At 42.8% G+C, this 21982-nt stretch carries 29 protein-coding genes and 1 pseudogene; 23 read left to right on the top strand and 7 right to left on the bottom strand.

Annotated elements, in window-relative coordinates; translation table 11 throughout:
- The first annotated feature begins 22 nt into the window (after window positions 1–22).
- The 5 genes and pseudogenes from AS034_RS02445 to catA all read left to right on the top strand — a co-directional run bounded on the left by AS034_RS02445 (window position 23) and on the right by catA (window position 2560).
- Window positions 23–607: pseudogene (locus AS034_RS02445) on the top strand (histidine phosphatase family protein).
- 23 nt (window positions 608–630) lie between these two features.
- On the top strand, window positions 631–1188 hold the full coding sequence (locus AS034_RS02440; protein WP_058297391.1) for a GNAT family N-acetyltransferase: 558 nt from the start codon (window positions 631–633) through the stop codon (window positions 1186–1188).
- A gap of 23 nt (window positions 1189–1211) precedes the next feature.
- Window positions 1212–1562 carry a cupin domain-containing protein gene (locus tag AS034_RS02435; protein ID WP_058297390.1) on the top strand — a complete coding sequence of 117 codons (351 nt, stop codon included), beginning with the start codon at window positions 1212–1214 and terminating at the stop codon, window positions 1560–1562.
- Window positions 1563–1592: 30 nt separating this feature from the next.
- Window positions 1593–1844: a hypothetical protein gene (locus AS034_RS02430; protein WP_058297389.1), complete on the top strand. Its 252-nt coding sequence runs from the start codon at window positions 1593–1595 to the stop codon at window positions 1842–1844.
- A 68-nt stretch (window positions 1845–1912) separates the two neighbouring features.
- Window positions 1913–2560, top strand: a complete 648-nt coding sequence (catA, locus tag AS034_RS02425; RefSeq protein WP_058297388.1) for a type A chloramphenicol O-acetyltransferase — start codon at window positions 1913–1915, stop codon at window positions 2558–2560.
- A gap of 61 nt (window positions 2561–2621) precedes the next feature.
- Here the strand turns inward: catA and AS034_RS02420 are convergent, their stop codons facing one another.
- Window positions 2622–3770, bottom strand: a complete 1149-nt coding sequence (locus AS034_RS02420; protein ID WP_058297387.1) for a hypothetical protein — start codon at window positions 3768–3770, stop codon at window positions 2622–2624.
- Between the two features lie 196 nt (window positions 3771–3966).
- Here AS034_RS02420 and dnaN point away from each other — a divergent pair, with 196 nt between their 5' ends.
- The 13 genes from dnaN to AS034_RS02355 all read left to right on the top strand — a co-directional run bounded on the left by dnaN (window position 3967) and on the right by AS034_RS02355 (window position 15216).
- Window positions 3967–5097, top strand: coding sequence for a DNA polymerase III subunit beta (dnaN, locus tag AS034_RS02415; RefSeq protein WP_058297386.1), 1131 nt, complete (start codon window positions 3967–3969; stop codon window positions 5095–5097).
- 130 nt (window positions 5098–5227) lie between these two features.
- Entirely contained in the window at window positions 5228–5506 is a 279-nt protein-coding gene (locus tag AS034_RS02410; protein ID WP_058297385.1) for a hypothetical protein, read from the top strand.
- Between the two features lie 471 nt (window positions 5507–5977).
- The gene (locus AS034_RS02405) at window positions 5978–6766 is read left to right on the top strand and encodes a hypothetical protein (RefSeq protein WP_058297384.1); all 789 of its coding nucleotides are present in this window, start codon (window positions 5978–5980) and stop codon (window positions 6764–6766) included.
- Window positions 6767–6769: 3 nt separating this feature from the next.
- Complete coding sequence (locus tag AS034_RS02400) at window positions 6770–7228, top strand: hypothetical protein (protein WP_058297383.1); 459 nt, start codon at window positions 6770–6772, stop codon at window positions 7226–7228.
- 461 nt (window positions 7229–7689) lie between these two features.
- The gene (locus AS034_RS02395) at window positions 7690–8400 is read left to right on the top strand and encodes an alpha/beta fold hydrolase (RefSeq protein ID WP_074439942.1); all 711 of its coding nucleotides are present in this window, start codon (window positions 7690–7692) and stop codon (window positions 8398–8400) included.
- Window positions 8401–8420: 20 nt separating this feature from the next.
- The gene (locus tag AS034_RS02390; RefSeq protein WP_141687651.1) at window positions 8421–9179 is read left to right on the top strand and encodes a serine hydrolase; all 759 of its coding nucleotides are present in this window, start codon (window positions 8421–8423) and stop codon (window positions 9177–9179) included.
- Window positions 9180–9232: 53 nt separating this feature from the next.
- Window positions 9233–10162, top strand: coding sequence for a phosphotransferase family protein (locus AS034_RS02385; RefSeq protein ID WP_058297382.1), 930 nt, complete (start codon window positions 9233–9235; stop codon window positions 10160–10162).
- Window positions 10163–10250: 88 nt separating this feature from the next.
- Window positions 10251–10475 (top strand): hypothetical protein, encoded by a 225-nt coding sequence (locus tag AS034_RS02380; protein WP_058297381.1) that lies wholly within the window; start codon window positions 10251–10253, stop codon window positions 10473–10475.
- A gap of 42 nt (window positions 10476–10517) precedes the next feature.
- Window positions 10518–11291, top strand: a complete 774-nt coding sequence (locus AS034_RS02375; RefSeq protein ID WP_058297380.1) for a Cof-type HAD-IIB family hydrolase — start codon at window positions 10518–10520, stop codon at window positions 11289–11291.
- Window positions 11292–11341: 50 nt separating this feature from the next.
- Entirely contained in the window at window positions 11342–12688 is a 1347-nt protein-coding gene (gene aroA / locus AS034_RS02370; RefSeq protein WP_058297379.1) for a 3-phosphoshikimate 1-carboxyvinyltransferase, read from the top strand.
- A gap of 152 nt (window positions 12689–12840) precedes the next feature.
- Window positions 12841–13767, top strand: coding sequence for a GNAT family N-acetyltransferase (locus tag AS034_RS02365; protein WP_162266018.1), 927 nt, complete (start codon window positions 12841–12843; stop codon window positions 13765–13767).
- A 140-nt stretch (window positions 13768–13907) separates the two neighbouring features.
- Window positions 13908–14462 carry a nitroreductase family protein gene (locus tag AS034_RS02360; protein WP_058297377.1) on the top strand — a complete coding sequence of 185 codons (555 nt, stop codon included), beginning with the start codon at window positions 13908–13910 and terminating at the stop codon, window positions 14460–14462.
- 355 nt (window positions 14463–14817) lie between these two features.
- Window positions 14818–15216: a DUF3888 domain-containing protein gene (locus AS034_RS02355; RefSeq protein ID WP_058297376.1), complete on the top strand. Its 399-nt coding sequence runs from the start codon at window positions 14818–14820 to the stop codon at window positions 15214–15216.
- A 28-nt stretch (window positions 15217–15244) separates the two neighbouring features.
- On the opposite strand, the gene AS034_RS02350 is transcribed toward AS034_RS02355, so the two are convergent.
- Window positions 15245–15682: a hypothetical protein gene (locus AS034_RS02350; RefSeq protein WP_058297375.1), complete on the bottom strand. Its 438-nt coding sequence runs from the start codon at window positions 15680–15682 to the stop codon at window positions 15245–15247.
- Window positions 15683–15865: 183 nt separating this feature from the next.
- Between AS034_RS02350 and AS034_RS02345 the strand changes: the two genes are divergently transcribed.
- Complete coding sequence (locus AS034_RS02345; RefSeq protein WP_058297374.1) at window positions 15866–16909, top strand: aldo/keto reductase; 1044 nt, start codon at window positions 15866–15868, stop codon at window positions 16907–16909.
- 39 nt (window positions 16910–16948) lie between these two features.
- Here the strand turns inward: AS034_RS02345 and AS034_RS02340 are convergent, their stop codons facing one another.
- From AS034_RS02340 to AS034_RS22910, 4 genes are all read right to left on the bottom strand, one after another.
- Entirely contained in the window at window positions 16949–17332 is a 384-nt protein-coding gene (locus AS034_RS02340) for a hypothetical protein (RefSeq protein WP_141687649.1), read from the bottom strand.
- 61 nt (window positions 17333–17393) lie between these two features.
- Window positions 17394–17897 carry an NUDIX hydrolase gene (locus AS034_RS02335; protein ID WP_058297372.1) on the bottom strand — a complete coding sequence of 168 codons (504 nt, stop codon included), beginning with the start codon at window positions 17895–17897 and terminating at the stop codon, window positions 17394–17396.
- Window positions 17894–18358: a GNAT family N-acetyltransferase gene (locus AS034_RS02330; protein ID WP_231937971.1), complete on the bottom strand. Its 465-nt coding sequence runs from the start codon at window positions 18356–18358 to the stop codon at window positions 17894–17896. Before AS034_RS02330 ends, AS034_RS02335 begins: the two co-directional genes overlap by 4 nt.
- Window positions 18359–18582: 224 nt before the next feature.
- Window positions 18583–18759, bottom strand: coding sequence for a hypothetical protein (locus tag AS034_RS22910; protein ID WP_169792799.1), 177 nt, complete (start codon window positions 18757–18759; stop codon window positions 18583–18585).
- A 415-nt stretch (window positions 18760–19174) separates the two neighbouring features.
- On the opposite strand from AS034_RS22910, the gene AS034_RS23105 reads away from it, so the two are divergent.
- A complete protein-coding gene (locus AS034_RS23105) occupies window positions 19175–19264 on the top strand; it encodes a putative holin-like toxin (RefSeq protein ID WP_231937972.1) in 90 nt (29 codons plus the stop codon).
- A 199-nt stretch (window positions 19265–19463) separates the two neighbouring features.
- On the opposite strand, the gene AS034_RS02320 is transcribed toward AS034_RS23105, so the two are convergent.
- Window positions 19464–19928: a DinB family protein gene (locus tag AS034_RS02320; protein ID WP_058297371.1), complete on the bottom strand. Its 465-nt coding sequence runs from the start codon at window positions 19926–19928 to the stop codon at window positions 19464–19466.
- A 127-nt stretch (window positions 19929–20055) separates the two neighbouring features.
- On the opposite strand from AS034_RS02320, the gene AS034_RS02315 reads away from it, so the two are divergent.
- The 3 genes from AS034_RS02315 to AS034_RS02305 all read left to right on the top strand — a co-directional run.
- Window positions 20056–21009, top strand: coding sequence for an RNA polymerase sigma factor (locus AS034_RS02315; protein WP_058297370.1), 954 nt, complete (start codon window positions 20056–20058; stop codon window positions 21007–21009).
- A 74-nt stretch (window positions 21010–21083) separates the two neighbouring features.
- Window positions 21084–21458: a VOC family protein gene (locus AS034_RS02310; RefSeq protein ID WP_058298067.1), complete on the top strand. Its 375-nt coding sequence runs from the start codon at window positions 21084–21086 to the stop codon at window positions 21456–21458.
- 311 nt (window positions 21459–21769) lie between these two features.
- The coding region (locus AS034_RS02305; RefSeq protein WP_141687679.1) for a transposase at window positions 21770–21982 on the top strand (213 nt) is incomplete at its 3' end.

Below are 21982 nucleotides of genomic sequence, written 5' to 3'. Positions count from 1 at the left end.
AAATGAAAGGATGGGGATGATCATGCAAACCTTCATCTACATGATCAGACACGGTGACTCACCCAAAGAAGGAAATGAAAGAAAACGGGTTTTAACGGAAAAAGGAAGACAAGACGCTCAACGAATTACCCGGATATTAAAAAAAGAGGGGATAGACGCGGTCGTTTCAAGTCCTTATATCCGTTCGGTACTAACGGTTGAACCACTCGCCAAAGAGTTAGGGAAGTAAGTAGTAGTGATTGAAAACCTTAAAGAGAAAATTTCCTCAGCAGAAGACATTCGGGTAGCAGACAAAGAGCTGATGCCGTTACTGATTAAATCGTTCTCTGAACCGCACTTTGCCTTGAAGGGTGCGGAATCCAATGCTGCATGCCAGCAACGGGCTATAGGTGCTCTTAAAGATTTATTAACAACCTATTCAGGACAAAAAATAGCACTTGGTACACACGGAATCGTTATGACACTGATGATGAATTTTTACGATGATAAGTTTGACTTGAGTTTCTTATACAGCACCACCAAGCCGGATATTTATAAAATGGCGTTTGATGGAGAAGAATTAGTTGCCGTGCACAGGCTGGGGGATAAAGCTGAGGTTTGCTTATAAAGCATAATGAGGAGGAGATCATCATGATTGTTGAAGGAAGAGAATACACTGTACCAGGTTTGCGTTACGTAATTAGGTCAGCCAAACCTGAGGATGCAGAGGCACTGTCCGCTGTCAGGCTGCAAATCGATGGAGAGACTGAGAACATGGACAGGGAAAAAGGAGAAGCCTACATAGACGCGGAAGGATTTGAGGAAATCATAAAAACAGATTCGGACAGTCCTGTCAATCTGTTTCTTGTAGCAGAAACAAACGGCCGGATTGCGGGTTTCTCCAGATGTGAAGGGAATAATTTAAAAAGGACTTCTCACAGGGTGGAGTTCGGAGTCGGGGTATTGAAGGAGTTCTGGGGACATGGAATCGGAAAGAATCTCTTACAGGAATCCATCCTTTGGGCAGACTCGAATCAATTAAGGAAAATCACGCTGAGTGTCCTTGAAACCAATGAAAATGCGATAAAACTGTATAAGAAACTTGGTTTTGAAGTGGAAGGTGTACTAAAAGATGACAAGCGGTTATCTGACGGAAACTATTATCATACCATCGTGATGGGAAGGATTCAGAAGTTGGTTGATCAATAAATCGAATTTTTCGGGAGGCTCTAATGAAAATCTATCAATTCAGCAAAGAGGCAGGAAAGAAAATCACTCAATTTGATTCGGACTTTATGATGTCCCGGATTACACTTACCCAGAAACCCGCTCATATAGGCTGCATGTATCTTGAAGAAAACGGGGTGATTGGTTATCACGAAGCCGTGGTGCCTCAGCTTCTGCTGATCGTAAAGGGTGAAGGCTTGGCCAGAGGGGAATCAAACGAATTCATCAAGGTCCACGCCGGGGATGCGGTGTACTGGGAGGGCGGCGAATGGCATGAAACGAAATCGGAAACAGGTCTCACTGCGATTGTTATAGAGGGCGAAGAGTTAGATACTTCATTTTTAAAGAGTATATAGAAAAAGCAGCTTCGCATGGGAGGGGTAGGAGTGGAGAAGATTTTAGTGAAAACAGGGATTTATTCATTTATTGTTCCTTTCTTTTTATTTGTCGCCTTACTTAAAAGAGAAAAGTCGACAACCGATGTGGAAGGTATGAGCTTGTTTGAAGTAACACCATTTCCGGAGTTTTTCTTTAAGATATTCAGATATTCCGTCATCATTTCAATCATAGGGGTCGTCGTGGCCTTTTTATATGTCCGTTATCTAAAGGATGAAATTTCCGAATCTAAAAAGGAGTGACAAGATGGTGAAAGCAGTGGATTCGGCCTCTTAAGGGTGAAAATTCCATACTTTAGGAGGCGTGTAATATGACATTTAATCGTATTGATCAGGAAAATTGGCAGAGGAAAGAATACTTTGAGTACTATCTGCAGCAGCAGACAACGTTCAGCATGACAAATAATATTTCGATCACTAGACTTTTGGAGAATCTTAAGGAAAAGAAATATAAGCTCTACCCTGGGTTTATTTATATGGTGACGAGGGTTGTTAATGAGCACAGAGAATTCAGGACGGGTTTCAATGAAGAAGGGGAGCTAGGGTATTGGCCGGAGATTTGCCCGGCTTACACGATCTTTGACGGGCGGTCCCACACCTTTTCATGCATCTGGACGCCGGTTACAGATGATTTTGCAACGTTTCATGCCCACTATTTGAAGGATGTTGAAATCTATAATGGGACGGGACGTTTATTTCCCAAAAAACCTATGCCCGTAAATCATATTCCGATTTCAATGGTTCCGTGGAGTTCCTTCACGGCATTTAATTTGAACATAGGAACCGGACGTGATTATTTACTGCCGATCATTACTGCTGGCAAGTATTCATACGCAGATGGTGAAGTTCTGCTCCCTGTTTCAATGCAGATTCATCATGCCGTTTGTGACGGGTATCATGCAGGTGTGTTCATGAATGAACTGCAGGATCTTGCAGATAACAGCGGAGATTGGTTATAAGGAATTTAGAAGTAATAAAACACAGGGACGGCTCGTGCGACTCGTCCCTGTGTTTTTTCCATTACTGATAATTAACAACCGCCGGACTCGGATCCATCTTCAACACTTCTTCAGGTGTCAGGACCGGTACATCCTTATCATAAAAAATCTTGAATCCTCCATATTGATTCGGTTCTTCACGTATGTACTTTCCGTATAGGGCCTGTTTGTCCGCAGCCGGTCCCCAACCGTCAAAGTTGATGGCGACCTGGACGTTTTCCGTTCCCTGGATCTTATCTTTATGGGTCAAAACGGGCCCTGTGAACTGGTGGACCATTACAAGTTTATCGGGCAGATTGTTCTTTTCTGTCAGCTCGGAAATATACTCGACTGCCTCCTGTATCTTCCTTCCATCAACCTGACCGAGATCCTCGCCGGGCTTCTCCCCTTCTGCGACGTGAAATTCGGTATCTATCGCAAGGTGGACCTGAGGGTGCTTCAGCCATTTCTCGACCATCTTCACCTGATTCATGACGGTGTCCGTGCCGAGCTGAATATCAAGGATCACAAGCGCATCATGCTTTTCAGCAAGTTTCACATAGGTTTCAATATTCTTTTCTGCGGTCATCCGCACATAATCCCCGTCTGGACCCGCTTCATTTTGGGCCATCGTTGTAATCAGCTCAATCGTCGGCACCGCCGGACGTTCGGGATCGAGGTCAGAGTAAGCCTGAGTTTGTTCCTTCAATTTTTTCATGAACGCTTCAGGTTCCACCGTACCCAGGATCCCCATATTTTTAGACTGGGGTGTCCCGTAGTAGGTAACCAGCCTGTGATCCTTCAATGGCCCATCGGAGAGATCTTCCTTTCCGTTTGCGAGCGTTTCACCAACAGGTACTTTTCGTTCTGTATCCTTATCCTGTTTTTCTTCTTTAGAATCAGACTGTGCTTCATCAAGGTTTTCTTCGTTTTCTTCCTCAGGGATTTCCTTCTTCTCCTCTTTGGAAAGGCGTTCCTTCAGAGACACAGCATCTTCAGAAGGTTCCAGTGCTTTAAAGGGTTGTTCTGGTTCTTTCGGTTCTTCTTTTTCCTTTTTCTCAGTTGCACTGTCTTTTCCTTGTTTCTTGTCCGCATCTTGGGTTTCCTTCGCATTCTCTTTTATCGCTGGACTACTCGAACACGCTCCGAGAATTAGTGACCCAGCTGCAAGCATCATTAATAGTTTCTTCATATCCATACACCCTTTCTACAAAGAAGATTATGGAGGAATATGAAACCTATGTAAAACAATTTGGTATTTTTCTTGATTGGAAGTTTTTGAGAATTATGCTAATCAGCGGCAGAGTGCTGCGATTTACCATAAAAGGGATATTGGAGAAGTTTGTCGAATGTTTCTACTAGCATATAAAAATTGGAGTGAACCCATAATGGAACTCAGCATAAATAGTGAGTGTTTTCATAAAGCTATATCCGAAGTCAGTAAAGCCGTATCCCTGAAGACACCTTTCCCGATATTGACGGGCATTAAGATAACTGCAGAAGAAGATGCCCTGGTCCTGATCGGAAGCAACTCAGATCTTATTATTGAAAAAAAGATACCGTTGACAATCGACGGCGCGAGGGTATTGGAGGTTAAGCAAACCGGCAGTGTCGTCGTAACGGCGAAATATATAAGTGAAATCGTGAAGAAATTACCCGGAGATATCCATGTAAAAGCAGACGGGAAGCAGCTCATCACTCTGCAATCCGGTGAAATCATCACCAGTCTGAAAGGATTTCCTTCAGAAGAATATCCTAACATGCCCGTGATTGACGAAAGCAGTCCTATCAGAATCCCTAGTACTGAATTACTCGAAATGATCAAACAGACTGCCTTTGCTGTTGCAAAGAATGAAAGCCGACCGGTCCTGACGGGGGTTAACCTGTTTTTTAAAGAAAATCATCTAACATGTGCTGCAACGAATTCCCACCGCCTAGCATTAAGGGAGCTCAAGATCGATTCAAATATTAGAGGATCATTCATTATCCCAAGCACAAGCATAAATGAGCTCGTAAAGTTGATTCCAGGCGAAACTGAAATCATACATATCTTTCTGAGTGACAGTTACATCGTATTTAAAACAGCTGATTCATCCCTATTTTCAAGGTTGATTGAAGGTAACTATCCAAACGTTTCAGCACTGATACCCAAAGATTCCAAGACAGTCATAACCCTCGACACAAAACAATTTTTAAAAGGGATCGACCGTGCCTGTCTTTTCGCAAGTGAATGGAAGAACAATAATGTACATCTGGAAATAATAAACGGGTCACGGCTGAAGATTTCCTCCACTTCATCTGAAATAGGCAGAATAGAAGAAACCCAACCTTTTAAAAACATTGAAGGGGGAAGCGAATTAAGCATCTCACTGGATGCGAATTTTATGATCGACTCCCTGAAAGCAATAAAGGAAGAAGAAATAAATGTAAGTTTTGGCGGCTCCATGAAGCCTATCCTGATCGAACCAGTCGGAAACCCTTCCTGCCTGCATCTGATTTCTCCGGTGCGGTCGTATTAGCTTTGTAGGCCGGACAGCGGTCTAAGCTGGAAATTATTCAATCGTTTTCATTTTTTTTAGCCATTTACAACCAAAACCACTCCGCAGCCGTCATACTTATGCAAAAAAGACGATAAAGGGGAGATGCGCTATGAGTTACATTTATCTTATTCTTGCTGGAATCGTGATAGCGACCGGATTTCAGGTTTTACAGAAATATACAAAATCAAACTCGTTCTTTCATGTTGCATTCTTTTTGATTCTTGCGATTCTATCGGTTCTGACATGGATGATCAGCCTTGCTGCAGGAGGGTGGACCGGAATCAGCTTAACTTCCCTGGCCCTGAACGCACTTATCTTATCCATTTCAGGACTCTGCTCATCATTTATATTAAGCTTCCTAACCGGGTCGAGGGGAAAGGTACCTTGACCCGATTATCTGGCGTTGCACAATGAGAAGAGGTAGCGGCTTGTGCTTCTGAAGTGCACCCAGATTAGAATGATTATCAAAGGATCATATAATTCTAAAATGAATCATATTTTTCTGAAATGGATCATAAATTCTGAAACAGGCGCGTATTTTTTGTCGAATGGATCATAAATCCCTGAAATGGATCATAAATGGTTTCGGCCATCACTTCAATCAATAAAACCAGTCATCTCCATTGAAAAATTGGACTTAGGATAAGCAATGAACGAAAACGGAAAAATTTTTGCCAATAATCGAGATAAATAATTCTGAAAAGGGCAGGTTCTGGCGATCGGACCTGTCCTTAACTATGCATTCTTTCAAGCTTGGTCACGGGACCTGACATCCATGGCTCATCCGCCAACTCATAACCATTAGTATAAAAAAATATCTTTTGGGAAGTACTGTTAGAAACGATCAAGAGGACTGAAAATGGATAATTATACAAATGACAACACAGCCAGAAGATATAGAGCTCATGTGAGTCTCCTTGGCACCACACAAATTCACCTTAAGAATCCTTATATTATGGCATGGTGGAGTGCTGCATTTCCCGGGTTTGGACACCTATTGTTATCAAAATATCTCAGAGGTTTTGTTTTGTTTATCTGGGAAGTAGTAGTCAATATTCAGTCAAACCTGAATTTGGCAATGGTATATTCATTTCAAGGTGAAATTGATTTGGCAAAAGAAGTCCTTGATACACGATGGCTGCTAATATATATTCCGGTTTATATATTTGCCATTTGGGATAGTTATCGCACAACGGTGGACTTGAACAATGTGTTTGTTCTGGCAGACCGGGAAGAACATAAAATCAATTCATTCAGTATAGGTGCACTCGAAATCAATTATTTGGATAAACGTAACCCTGTTATGGCGGTACTTTGGTCTTTATTCATTCCTGGGCTGGGCCAGCTGTACATACATCGAATTGTAACCGCCTTCTTTGTCATCATTTGGGTGGTTGTCTTTTTTTATTACTCACAAGGACTTGAAGCGATCTCACTTTTATTTTTGGGAGAAATCGAAAAAGCAACTAATGTGGTGGAATCTGAGTGGCTGCTGTTTTTCCCTTCTTTGTATGGGTTTTCTATATATGACTCATATATCAATACCGTTGAAAACAATAAACTGTATGATAAAGAACAGCGTAAATTTTTTTTGGAGCATTATCAATCTCCATCTTTTAAAGTATTAAAGGGGCAGAAGGTGAAATAGTCAATGCAGCTCTTTTCGACATTCGAACATACCATCCATATAGAATTGGCGGTGGCGACATTGGAGAAGAAAGGGATCGCCAAAGAGAATATCTTCATTGTCCCCCTTGATAACATGACAGAGGAGCGGAAAGTATTCGATACGATGCACCGTTCTGATGGGACTTCCTTAATTGATATTGGAGCCGCACTAGCTACCGCATTTGCAGTAATCGGAGCCAGTATTGGTTTTGAATTGAAATGGGGTCCCATCTATTGGGGACTGATCGGGGCGGCAGCAGGTTTCATCCTCGGCTTTGCCATCCGTCTTTTCACTGAAAAAATAATGAAAAAGAGAAGAAGAGTACTGAAAGGCTTCCATTCCGAAATCATCATGATCATAGACTGCGAAGAATCTGAAGGCGAACTGGTAGAAAACATACTTTTCAAACACTATGCCTTGGGAGTGGCGAAAGTCATTTAAATCGGCCAGCCCCTTTTGCGGCGGGTCGGTGGGATAGATCCCACTTAAGTTATTGTGGTGCTGTGCCATAGCAGATTAGAATGATTATCAAAGAATCATATAATTCAAAAATGAATCATATTTTTCTGGAATGGATCATAAATCCTGAAACAGGCGCGTATTTTTTGTCGAATGGATCATAAATCCCTGAAATGGATCATAAATGGTTCCGCTCATCATTTTCAGTCCATAAAAGATTGGCAGCTCCGATGAAAAACAGGGCTTAAGATAAGAAATGAACTAAAACAGACAAATTTTTCTCAGTAACAGAGATAAATATATCTGAAAAGGGCAGGAACCGTTGATCGGACCTGTCTTTTACTATGTACTCTCTTAAAAATGGGTCACATGACCTGTCCACCTGGTTCTAACCATACAATGGAATAATATGTTAATATAAATTGTGTACATAAGAGGGGGAGATGACAATAGAAAGGGTCTATTTTTTACACGGGTTTATGGGAACTGGGGAGACACATTTCTCAAACCAGATTACCAATATGAGTAATGATTACGATTGCATCCTCATTGATTTACCGGGGCACGGTAATGCAGCAGTTGATGCATCGCACGATTATTTCGAAGATGCCTTAAAATATGTCGTCACTCAAATCAAGAATAAGGGAGAAGGCTTCATCATGGGATTGTCATTGGGTGCTTCTTTAGCTATGCATATCGCCCTCAGGGAGCCGGATCTAGTCAAAGGAATAGTCCTTACAGGTTATTCACCGTCTATCCCCGAAGAGTTAAAAGGCGGTATGGAGAAGCAAAACGAGTACTTTCTAAACATTGAGGAGAATGATAGAGATATAGCAGCTCACTTCATGTCCCTGCACGGAGAAAAGTGGAAAGCTACGCTCAAAAAGGTTCTACATATTATGACTTTCCATTATCCTGCAGTAACTCAAGCAGAAATTGAACAGATTAAGGTACCGGTGCTAGTACTGAATGGAAGCAGCGAATGGCATGAAGTGGAAGCGGTCACCTTCTTGAAGCAAGCAAACCATAAAATTAATGCGGGCTTAGTTCCTTTTACCGGGCATACAGCGAATATAGAGGAGCCGGGAATTTACAATGGAATCGTAAGAAGGTTTTTAGAAGAAAGTCAGGAATCAGCCCATCTACTGACGTAAAAATAAGCAGGTGAACACAATTGAATAGAATCATAGACAAATTAAAAGAAATAGAAACCGGCCAAGCCGGAATGATGATTTACTCCATCAAAGAACAAAAGATGATAGCATCCTGGAATGCAGGACTCACAGTCCCTATGGCCTCTGCGGCAAAAGTGGCCATAGGTTATTGCATGGCTAAATGGGCAGAAGAAGGAAGTCTGAATTGGGACGACATGGTAGAGGGTGTTTCTTTTAACCCGAAGGAAGACAGCAAAGAACTCTATCCCCATCTGCAAGATAGAAAAACGCTGCCTTTAAGGGAAGTGGTGGAAGTCATGATTGCCTGCCATGACAGCTTTGCGGCAAAGAGTATAGTGGGTGCATTCGGCGGATGGGAAAAGGTAAATGAGGAAATTCAAGCAGACTTTCGTTCTATCCTGGTAAAAGAAGATCCGAGACATCCTGATAACAAAGGAATGCTTTCTGAATTGGCTGAGTTAATGAAGAGGATTTATCAAGGATACAATAAGCACCCCATGCTATGGACTCCGATCATAAACGGATTGGTAAGACAAAGGGGAGACATAGGCTCGATTCCAGGACATCACCTCAACCACATGACAGGGGGTCTGAAACATGCTGCTGTAGACCTTGGTATAATGGGTGATTTCAATAATAATCCATATACCTTTGCTGTAGGGGTCGTGAATGTACCGGATAGAAATGAACACGGGGAGGCTGACCATAAAATAGTGCAGGCTATGAATCTCGCATATGAGGAATACGAGGATCAGTGAGTTTAGTAGGATGAATACTGGTATCCTGCGTTTTCACAAAGGAGAAATAGACGTTGACCCATATAGAAAAAAGACTGACAGAGAAAAACATGAAGTTACTGAAAATGGAAGTTATACAAGGAGCTCACGCTGGGGAAATCTACAGACTCGAAGTTCTGACGGAAAATGGTGAAAACACGAGTTTGATCTATAAAGAATTCGCATCAGAGCGAAACAATGAAGTTGAAATCTTTTCAATGCTTTCTTCCTGTATTGAACCCTTCAGTAAAGTAATAACACTGTGGGCATCACACCCCCAGGCTATTTTGATTGATGACTTGGGTTCACCTTTGAAAAATGAGTTCAGTCTCTTATCCGCCCAACATAAAAAAGCTCTTTTAGAAAAAGTTTTGAAGAGGTTTGCCGCCCTGCATTATTCAAAAGTAAACATAAGAGAAGGGTTAAAGGTTCACACATTGAATTCAGTATGGCTGGAATGGGCTAAAAATCAACTGAAACGTTTATGTTACGAGTGTAGCTGGGCTGAATCAAACTGGAGTAAGACGATCGAGCAAACATATACAAAGTTGAACGTGACTAATTACAAGCAGAAATGTCCACAAGTCATCACTCACGGAGATCCCCATCTAGAAAACATCTTTTATCAAGACAGCCAAGTTTGGTTCATCGATTGGGAGTGGGCTGCGAAGTCTTCTCCTTTAAGGGATATCACTATTTTGTGCCAGGATATCTATGATCCAAACTTAATTCAATTCATCAGCACATCTTACTACAAAAAGTTAAAAAATCTTGCCATTCCTTTCGAAGATTATCTGCAGGATTTCAATTACTTTTATATAGACCACACCACCATGATGCTCGCATGGGAAATCGAGAAATTTTTCCTTGGCTACACTTCCGAAGGTCAGATTCAAGAAATAGTAGAGTTTAAAATAAACGAGATCATAAAAGTGACCAATGAACAAATCAAATGGTCCACATAATATTGATTGAAATGAGGCATCCCATCTCCATTTATTAAAAAAAGATAAACGTATGACAATTACAAGATAAAAGGGAGCGGTGCAATCGATGGACAGGTTATTCGGAGCATTAATTATGTCAATGGTTCTTCTAACTTCAGCTTTGATATCGGTTATGTTATCTGAAGAAGGATTCGCTTTTTCCTTGATTTGTATAGGTTTGGCTGCCCTTATAGGCATGATATTGTTAACTAATAGCAAAGGTATAAGCCCTGGAGGACGATTATCTGATAAAGAAATAGAAAAGGAATTAGATAAAACTAAAGGCAAGTAAATCATTACTAAGTTAATTGACAGAATTCCAAGGAGGCTATTCATGACCTACAAAATCGTATTCCTCGACGTAGACGGAACGATTACTCACCACGAAGACGGGACCATTCCGGAGTCCACAATCGAGGCAGTAAAAGAGTTGAAAAACAAAGGGTTGAAAGTGGTGGCTGCGACTGGAAGGCCGTTATCCATGTGCAGTGAACTGGAGGAATTGGGAATCGATACGTTTATCACGGCAAATGGGGGTTACGCCAAGCATCAACATGAAGTAATTCACAGCGTGCCAATGGCGAAGGAAATCGTGAAAGAAGTAATGGAGTTTGCCAAACTGGAAAAGAACGGTTTGTCGTTTTATACCGAAGGGTTTACTATGAATGGGGTAGCGGAAGAGAAAATCTCAACGGCTCTTCAGGAAACCCTGTCTCTTTATGAGTACCCCGAGACAAATTCCGCCATCCATGAAGAAGATGTGTTTTTATTGTGCCTGTTTGCAGATGATGAAAAAGTTGAAAAATACATAAAAAGATTCCCGCATCTTACTTTCAGGAGATGGCATCCCTATGTTTTGAATGTTCTGCAGGAGGATGTCTCAAAATCACGGGCGATCTTGAAAACGCTGGAGTACTTCGGATTCCATCAATCGGAGGCGATTGCCTTTGGCGACGGCGAAAATGATATTGATATGCTCGAATTGGCCGGTCTTGGCATCGCGATGGGCAACGGGAGTGAAAAATTGAAGGCTGCTGCCGATTTCGTAACGAAACCGTCGGGGGAAGACGGGATAGAGTTTGCGTTGAGGAAGTTTGGTGTTATTTAACTTTTAACCGGTGGAAGCGACCAATTTTATAAATAGAGAGGGGTTCTACCATGAATGGTCCAGATCTAAAAGCGAGATCACCTTGGTCCAAATTAAATGATGTTCAGGCTGTTAAACTGTCACCACAAGATAATAGGGTTGACCATGACATCACGATACCCGGGAGCAAAAGTTTTACAAACCGGGCATTGATTATGGCTGCTTTAGCTGAAGGAACTACCACCTTGACGGGGATTCTGAAAAGCGATGATTCCTATTGGTGCATCGAAGCTCTCCGGAAGCTCGGCGTTCACGTCGAAGTCGAACAGGAAAAGGTGACGGTCCATGGATGCGGCGGGAAGTGGCCGGTAAAAGCAGGAGGAGTCTACATCGGGGCTGCTGGAACGATTGCCCGCTTCCTGCCTGGTGCGCTCGCAGCCGATACAGAAGGCGATTGGACCATCGAGGCTAGCAGCCGGATGAGTGAACGGCCGATTGAACCGTTGCTGAATGCCCTCGAGCATCTCGGTGCCGAGATTGAATACCTGGATAAAAAAGGGTACCTGCCAATCCGCATAAAAGCATGCGGCATCAAGGGAGGCCGGGTGAGCATCTCCGGCAAAGTCTCCAGTCAATTCACAAGTGGGGTCCTCATGGCATCTCCATATGCTAAAAAAGAAGTAACCGTGACGATTCCTGATTCCATCGTTCAGAAGGAGTATGTAAGAATCACGTTGAACTTGATGGAGCAATTCGGTGTGAAAGCAGCTTTCAATGAGGACCTTTCTGAAATGAAGGTTCCAGTTTCTCACTATGTTGGCAGGGAACTTGAGCTTGAAGCCGACGCCTCAACGGCAAGCTATTTCATGGCTTTGGCAGCCATCACGAATGGTCGGATCAAAATCAATAATCTTTCCATCAAAACGAATCAGCCTGATATCGGAATGGTGGATGTGTACGAAAGGATGGGCTGCACCGTTGTCAGGGGCGAAGATTATATCGAACTGACAGGGACCCCGTCATTAGTAGGCGGATTTAACATCAGCATGAAAGAAATGTCCGATCAGGCCCTGACCCTTGCTGCGATCGCGCCATTCGCATCAGGCCCGATTACTATCAGGGATGTAGAACATATCCGCCACCACGAATCGGACCGGATCAGTGCGATCTGTACAGAGTTAGGGAAGCTTGGAATCAGGGTCGAGGAGTTTTGCGATGGATTGACCGTCCACCCGGGCATTCCGAAAGCTGCCCCACTTGAATCCTACGACGATCACCGCGTTGCTATGTCGCTGGCGTTGATCGGGACAAAGGTTCCCGGCGTGGTCATCCAGGACCCTGGCTGTGTGTCGAAGACCTGCCCGGGTTATTTTGGGATATTATCGGGGTTGGGTGTCGGAGTTGAGTATTTGAAGTGATTGGTTGGGGGAGAATCCTGACTTGTCATATGAAGGCCATCCCGGCGTATGTAATACATACCGGGACAGGCTTTCTTTTTTTACCTGAAAAAGGAAAAAAGGAGTGGCCCCTAGAATATAAAACTATCAAACAAATCAGAGAGGAAGTCACTATGAAAGAATTCCGTGGGCACTCATATACAATTAGGAATTATCAAGATAAAGATGCAGACCAAATCGCAGGCGTTGATTTTATGGCGATGCTTGCCTATCGATATAACGATGATTATATTTCAGAAAATACTTTCTGTGCGGTAAATGCGGAAGGGGGAATCCTTGGTTTCGCTCACGTTGTACCTGACTCCACCTGGTTTGTGATAGAAGATGGCAGCATGCCGGCAGATTTCGTGCATAAATTGAATGTAGATATTACGTTAAATGAATACCTGAATCCTCCGGAAAAGCTGCAGGAAGAATTATGGGGCTGCATCTTAAATCGGGCAATTGAATATAGGGACCGTTATCCTGAAAAAAGGGTCAGGGTCAGCCATACCATCTCCACCGTAGACCTGGAGGAAATGGATTTTTATCTGTCGAAAGGTTTTGATACGAAAAGGACGCACTTAGTGATGAAGAGGGATCTGATGGAAGAGATACCCCATCATCCCCTTCCGGAGGGTATGGTGATCAAAAACTGGAAGATGGATTCGCAGCAGGAAGAAGAACAGTATCTTGAAGCGGAAGCGAAGGGAGATTTGAACGGGGCTCCGTGGAGTCTCAACCACTTGAAATGGACCAAAGGCGGCGGGGAGTGGGCTGAGTTTACCGCTTTCTATAAAAATGAAGTGGCCGGCAGTGTCATGACCTGGAGCCTGGGAGAAGAACGCGGCGCAACTGAGAATATTTTTGTTCTTCCTGAATGGAGGCGGAAAGGAGTAGCAAAAGCTGTTGTAACCGAGGCTTTGAAGCACCTGAGAGCCCATGGGAAAAAGGAAGCGACTTTAGGTGTTTTCGGTGATAATGGAGGAGCTCTCTCCTTATATCTGGCGTTGGGTTATAGGATGATGGATACGGTTTTGGAGTTTGGATGGGATTTGTAAACATAGCGAATATGAAGTGGGGTCGGCTCCAAGATAGGCCGATTTTTTCATGAGGGAAGGCAGAAACATTTTGAAAGTGATAATGATAATTGTTATCATTTAAAATAAAGAGAGAATCCTATACAACGGAGGAATGAATGATGGATAAAACAAATTCAAGCTTGGCTAAAACGATACGTGAGCGCCGCTCGATTAAAAGCGGCTATCTTGATAAAAAAGTGACAGAAGAAACCGTACTTGAGATTCTAGATGACGCCGTTTGGGCTCCGAACCATGGGCTTCGCGAACCTTGGCGATTTATTTTCGTTTCTGCAAAAGAAAAGGACGGCTTTGTTGAAGACTTAGTAAAAACCTTTTCTCCTGACATGCAGGAAAACAGACGGAACTATTTCAGCCAGCCTGCTGCATTCCTTATCGTTGTCATGAAAGAAGATCCAAGACAAAAGCAGTGGGAAGAAAATTTTGGTGCGGTCGGCGCGCTGATTCAAAATTTTCAGCTGCTCGCCTGGGAACGTAAGCTAGGCGTAGTTTGGAAGACGAACCCGCACATCTATGATCCTAAGGTGCGCGACCTGCTCGGTGTGGAGCCTGGCGAAAAGATTGCCGGCTTCCTGCACATGGGCTATTTTGATAAAGTGCCGCCGGGACGCGGGCGGACTTCAGCTGAGGAGAAGTTTACGGTTTATAAGAAGTGAGGTTTGGTTTGAAAAGTGCTTTTTTGGTTTGGTTATGTGCCTATCTTTGATTAACCGGTAAGTAGTGCCTTGGAGGGGTGGTTGCGTTTTTATTTAGAATCATTCTCGTAAGATCATAAATCCTGGATTAGGATCGTATTTCTAAGTTTAGGATCGTAAATTTTGAATTAGGATCGTATTTCTCAGATTAGGATCATAAATCTTGAATTAGGATCGTATATGCCCCACCCCACCAGATTGGGGGCTAGAAAAGCCGGATTTTTACAAAGAACTCTTATAAATCCAAGTATTTAGGCACATAAATTGTGGAATAGCCCTTCTTAAGTTACAAATACTGAACAAGAGGTGAACCACTTTGAAAAAAATTAAAATCCTGTTCAGTCTGACAATATTTTTCTTTAGCTATTATCAGCGAGCAGATGCCACCACATTAACTGAAGCTGATACTGAATTATGCGATACCCTGAAATATGCTCTAATCAGCAGCCTTAGAGAGCCTATTGATCAGGCTGTTGAAATCATTTATAAAGAGGATAAGCGTGCACCGGATGGGCTCACCTGGGCAGCTTATCAAACAGAAATTTTGAAGATAAAGCAGATATTCGGAGCTGGAGGGGACTACGACATAACGCTGCTGGTCAAGCCTTATTATCGTGGTCATATCACGTACGGGGAGGATATTATCATTGTGAGGTCAGACGGGAAGTTGGTGGGGTATAAACATGTAAAGACTTATCCAAAGGTCGATTTTTAAAAAGAATGGCTGCTGTTATAAGCGGGGCTCAGTAATCAATCGATTCCCCGACTACTATTTCATTACCAGTTTCTATATCGACTATTGCCTTCCGTGTATGGTACTTATTCTTTTTATTAATCGTTACACTGTAGTAAAAATAGACCTGACGTTTTGGACTTACATTTTCAAGTTTGTTTTTTTTATATTCCCACAAAAGATGTTTATGCCCTTTAAGTTCTTGATCAACAATATTAAATGTGTCTCGGTAGAGGGTTTTTTCACGAATCGTAATATCTGCATGATCAAGTTCCTTATATTCTAAAGCCGGGTGAGAAGAGTAGTAATCAGAAGCACTTGAGGCGTTCAGCTCTTTGTCACAGTTATCAGGATAAAAATAGTCGGGAGAGGCACATATAACCTGAGCGGCATTTATCGAAACAAGGACGGAGCATAGAAGGATAATAACCACTAACTTCGATTGCAATATCTTCACTCCTAATCATTTAGTCCATTTTAATATCTCCTTAAACACAAAAAAGAACCAAGTCAATTCGACTTGGTTCTTCCCTATACCCCAATTATACCAAACACCATAAAAAATGTTCAGTCTATTAATTGGATTTTTTATCCATTATATTGAAAAAGAACGAAAAAGGAGGGTGTAAGGATGATTTCTGGTTACGCGACAGTGAATGGAACAAGTGAATACCTAAGTAAATCCTGGATGCCTTATCGTAAGTCGCATGTGTTCTGTGCTCCGCCTATAGCCATGGGGACCCACCTGGGAGAGATGAATGAGATGGATTCGGCACTTTACCGTGAAGGGATTGAGTATGGGCTGCTGAATGGACTGAACTTCATCGATACGGCGATTAATTACCGCGGGATGCGATCGGAACGGGATGTCGGCCATGTGTTAAATTCTTTGATAAAGAGTGGCGCAATCAAGAGGGAAGAGGTGATCGTCTCCACAAAAGCGGGCATCATACCCGGGGATATAAAGGCAAACCTGGTCCCGGCGGATTATCTGCAAAAAATCCTCCTGGATGGCGGCATCATCAAAGAATCGGAGCTGAACATCGTCGACACACACCGACACGTACTGGCCCCTGAATATTACCGGTTTGCCATTGAAAAAAGCAAGAAGCATCTCCATCTTGAAACGATTGATCTTTATTACATCCACAACCCAGAAATCTCCATGATGACACTCGGCCCTGATTTATTTTATCAACAAGTGGAAAAGCTTTTCACGTTTTTTGAAGAGCAGGTTCAAAGCGGCAATCTCCACTACTATGGATTTGCTACTTGGAGCGGGCTCTTAAACTCCCCGAAAGAAGACGGCTATATTTCAATCGAAGAAACCGTGAACACCGCAAAAAGAGTCGCAGGGGAGGGGCATCACTTTAAATTCATTCAATTTCCCCTGAATAAACAGATGAATCAGGCAGTCAAAAATCTGAACCAGCGTGTAAACGGTAAGTGGCTGACGATCATCGAAGCTGCACAAGAGCTTGGGATCTATTCGACTACCAGTGCCCCGTTCAATTTGGGAAAGATTTTTGACGAAGGGAACGACCCTCAAAACGTATTAAAGGCTGTCACTCGCACGAATGGCGTTTTCTCAACCATGGTCGGAATGAAGAAGGTTCTTCATATCAAAGAAAACTTAGCCATCTTCCAGAATCACACCGCAGTCAATAAGCGATAAACATTAAAAAAAGCTCAGCTTCAACACTGAGCTTTTTGCTTATTCTTGAAGCTTCAAATCAAACGTTTCGGACTGCCCATCCCACATTACAGTCACCGTGACTTCTGTATCATCACTAATCTTCCGACCGGAGGGATCCGTTTCGTTTCCATCCCTGATTATACCGTTTTTATCTAACGTAGCGCCGGTTCTGCCAAATCCATCGATACTTTCCACTGCATACTCGACATCCTCTACAGACTCAACTTCATCACCCGTATATTTCAAAACGAAATCCTGCTTCTCAAAATCACTCGATTGATTCACCTTCAGCTCAGCCTGCCAGTGATCGGATTTTCCGGAAAAACTGAAATCCTTGGCACCGCAAGCCGTTAACAACAATAAAGCTGCCAACAGAAACAACGTCACCATTTTTATCCTCAAACGCATCCCACTCCATTCTTCATAAAATAAAGGCTTACTGTACACTATGTCAGCATTATCCTTAAAAGAAGGATCCCCTCTGCTTTACAGCTGCCTCCAGAATTTGTTGATAAATCCCATTCCAGTCCTGATAATAATCAGTAACTTCACTTGGTCTGATCAACTTTCTCTCACCCGACTCATACTGTCCTTTGAATTCATGGAACTGGTCAATATCCATTCGAAAAAAAACCTGATACCCTACTTTTGGATACAGCCCATTTTCAACCCACACGGGGTTTTCATTGTGATCGACAGTGATATACCCCAGAAGGGTGAGGCTACCCGACACATATCCTTCTTCATAAGCTTCACGCTTCATGCATACCTCAGGGGTTTCGCCTTCCTCGATGTGACCTCCGGGAAAATCCCATCCCCGATGATTTAAATTGACCAGCATCAACCTGTCATCCTTGAAACAAAATCCGTGAACGCTCGTGATACACTCTTTTGATGGAAGCTGCGCGACGGGGTTCCAGGTCAATTTCACCCTGGCTTCTCCCCATTTGACGTATGTACTCGTCATAAAGTTGTCTCCTTTAAATCGATTAATTTTTTTTCAAGAACGATTTTTTGCCGGCCCTTTTTATCGGTATATGTCTCCATGACATCAAATCCATGTTTGATATTTAGTATCAGCATATCCCGCCACTTGTTCATGGTCTTAGTTTGGACAATATGATATCCATTTTCTTTTAAAAACTGATGCTGCAAACCCAGTAACCGGGAAGCGATCCCGTGTTTTCGGTAATCCGCGCTCACGCCGCCAAGCCAGCTGTAAAACGTGCGGGAGTCAAGTTCATACCCGACTTTATATCCGATTACATTCTCATTCAGCTTAGCTATCATGACCAACAGTCGGGGTTTTTCCTTCATTTTATTAATTAGATCATCGCCACTGCCGAAAATCCCCTTATGCAGCTGCAAGATGCCATGGAGCGTATCTCCATCCGGCATTGATTGAATCACCGAATAATCGATCTCCAAGAAATTCACCTCTCGTTCTTTTGCTTTGAAAATACGTATCTCGTATTTATGAAAAACAATGTACCCAAGAAACACAACGCCACCGTGATTCAGCTTGCAATAGCTGAATAATTACTTTTCAAAATATATTCACTGATTAAATATATAACGATCATCAATGCCATCACGGCATACATACCCTTCACATATTTCATCTGTTCCCACCTTGTAAGAAATTACAAAACTCATAAACTCGTATGAAACGACCAGACAACAAGAAAAATGTTTACAATCCCCCAGGCAGTGGAGGCCGCAATCCACCACAGGATGGAGTGAACGGTTTCTAGTCTTTTTTTAATATAAACAAGACCTGCCACACCGATGAAAAAGAAACCCAATATCATTAAAAGCAAGAAATTCACGCCGATACCACCCTTCCTTCCAAATTATTTATCGAGCAGCAGAAGCAGATAACTTCCTGCACACAGAAAGATTGCCACTTGAGTGATGATATAAACGGAGAGTTCAAATGGAGTCAGTTTTCGTTGTTTTTTCGTTTTTTTGAAATGACGGAAGTAAAAGAGCGAGCAGAGGAGAAGTATGGCAGCGGAAAGTTGGAATATGTTCTCTAACAAAACAGTCAGAAGATCATCTCCTTTCATAATTTTATTTTACCATAAGATTCCAATGTTTTGGTTTGACACCCTTTATAAATTTCATAATGGTTCCTTTGGCCGGATATTAAAACCGAACGTATGTGCTATAATGAAAGTACACAACATAAAGAGCTGCGGGGCAGCGGCTCACTCTCCCAGGAGAAGGGAGGTGATTCGCTGAATGATTGCTGTCGGAGAGGTGCTGCAAATCATGATAGGGTTCGGAACATTGATCGTAGCAATTATCGCGGTTACGCAAAAAAAGAAGTAACCATCGTCCCCCATGCTCATGAGGTAAATTGATGATTACTTCGATTCTGCTGACTCATTGTGAGCCGCTGCACGCCGGGTGCAGTTTATGTTGTGGAGGAGTCCTGATGGCAGTCGGGGCTCCTTTTTACGTTTAATTTGTTATCTTTATTATATACATAATCTGTGGAGTGAGTAAAGAATGGAGATAGAGGTTGAATTTAGCGCTGGGACGGCCATGATCCCTGCATTTTTCTCAGCTGGATGATTTGCCCGGTATGATAGGCTTCGTGCATAAAGATGTCAAGTAATTTTCTTTCAAGGGATTCAATGTCGCTTTCAGACAGCGTACTTACGGCCTGCCTTAATTGTTGCTGTGCATTTTCAGCACGTTCAACGACTTTTTCCCATTCCTCATCTGACTCCTTTTGATCCGTGAGAGCAAACGTTTCATCGCCGTCCAGATGATGATTCCAATCGCGCCCTTCAAGAGTTGCAGCCATTCTTTCCTTGTAATACATCAGATGGTTTACATTTTCCCAAATACTTTTCGCTGCTTTTCCTGACGGTTTCCATATCGCCTGCTCTGCTGTCAGCCCTGCGACTGCATCCTTGAACGGTGCGTACCAACTCTCTTTATCGTAGGCGGAATCCAGTACATATAAAAGTAAGTCACGTTGCTTCAAACTTATCTCCTCCTTGATTAAATTCTCTTAAACTAATTCAAGATTGATAGGAGAAACCCTTTTCTTTTTTATTGAGTTAATGATCCCGGTTTGAAATAATTGGGATAAGAATGAGTAGGAGGACGATATGGCAGCGGATAATCTACACACACTTGGGAATGAAATCAGGGAAATCGAGCACAGGTTCAAACAGGAGATCGAGCCGTTCCGGTCCGAACTTTGGGGGTACTGTTACAAATTGACGAGGTCCCCATGGGATGCAGAGGACCTCGTTCAGGATACACTGCTGAAATCCCTCGGAATGCTTGCAAAAATGCACCAGCCGGTTCATACGAAAGCGTACATATTCAGGATCGCCACGAATCTTTGGATAGATAAAAAAAGAAGGGACCGTAATCAGGAGCAGCCGCTGATCGAGGAACTTCACCACGACAACGGCGCAGCCTTCGATTTTCAATTGATCGACAATCTGGATTATTTGATCGACCATTTGACGCCGGTTCAATATGTAACATTAATTTTAACAGAAGCTTTTCAGTTCAAGGCGAAAGAAGCTGCCGGCATTATCGGTACATCGGAGAACGCGGTATATGCCAATCTCAGCAGGGCGAGGGCAGTCCTTAAGAAAATTGGCGACATTCCAGCATCAGGAGAGGTTCGTACTGCAGATCTTTCTCCGGACGGGCCGCTGGCGGTTTTGCTCGAGGGATTCAGGTCGAAGGACCCCGAGTACATTGCCTCGATCCTGAGTAAAGATGTGATCGTTGACATCACCCATGCTGGAGTGGAAATGGGACTGGATGAAACGAAGAAGAATTCACTGAAAGACTGGAAGCAGATCGTGGACGAGCAGCATGAAATCGTGGCTGAATATAGAGAATTGTGGGGCTTGCCGGTTGTGGCCGAATTTGAAAAGAAGGCGGACGGCAAACTGTATTTGAGCAACATCCATTATGTTGAGGCATATGAGGATGAAATCACCTACTGGAAGTTTTACTGTTTTTCGTGGGATCTCATGAAGCTCGCAGCCGATGAACTCGGCGTCGGGCTCAATGCCGCCTATTTTTATCATATTTATTAATTTCCTCTGTAAGGTTTTTCGTGTTCCATACGTTCTAATGGTGATGGCGAAAAAATTCAGGGGAGTGGTTTTTGTTGAAAAGTCCAGTTGGTAACCAGATAAATACGGTGTTTGTCCATGTCAGCAACTTGAGAGAATCCGTACGGTGGTATTCGGAATTATTGGGACAGGAGTACGATTTGAACGAAGTGGCTGATCCCGTTTATAACTTGGAAATGAATCACTTTACGGGACTGACCCTGGATGCGGGGCCGGCAGGGAAGAGGAAACAGCTGAATCCGTTGGATGAACCGCTGTTTAATTTCCACACGGACGACATTGATGAGGCTTTCACGTTTGTGAATGAGTTGGGGATTGAGGTTGCTGAAGGCATCGTACGGTTTGATGACTTTTCGTTTTTTATGGTTAGGGATCCGGACGGGAATGTGGTGATGATCTGTACAGGGTGATTAATGGTCAAACTTTGGTGCCGGTTGATAATGAAGGGAAGGTCATGGTTCAGACCCGGAAGCTGATTGGTGGAAAACGGGAGGTCATTGTCAGACCGAGTGGTAAACGAGCAGTCATTGGTCAGACTCAGGAGGTCATTGGTCAAACTTGAAAGATTATTGGCCGATTTCGAAAGATTATCTAACAATATTCGAAGATTTATGGTCTGAATTCAAAGATTAATAATGATTTTAAAGTTAGTCTAAAAAGTGGACACACAAAGATGATAATAGGGCATAACTATAACTATTATTAATAAGGACGTGTATCCATGGGAAAGTATTATACAAACGAATATAAAGAATACGTAGCTAAAATGGTTGCTGAAGAAGGTAGAAAAGGGACTGAAGTGGCTTATGAGTTAGAGATTCCTTATGCTACCATGATGCGCTGGGTCAAACTTTACAATGAGAAAAAGGCTGCTGAACAATCCGGTGAGCACATCACTCCTTCCGAATTGGAAAAGTTGAAAAAAGCACACGAC

Origin of the sequence: [Bacillus] enclensis (assembly GCF_001456935.1) — a bacterium.
In the GTDB taxonomy this organism is placed as follows: domain Bacteria; phylum Bacillota; class Bacilli; order Bacillales; family Bacillaceae_B; genus Rossellomorea; species Rossellomorea enclensis.
This window is presented reverse-complemented; position numbering and strand designations above follow the sequence as displayed.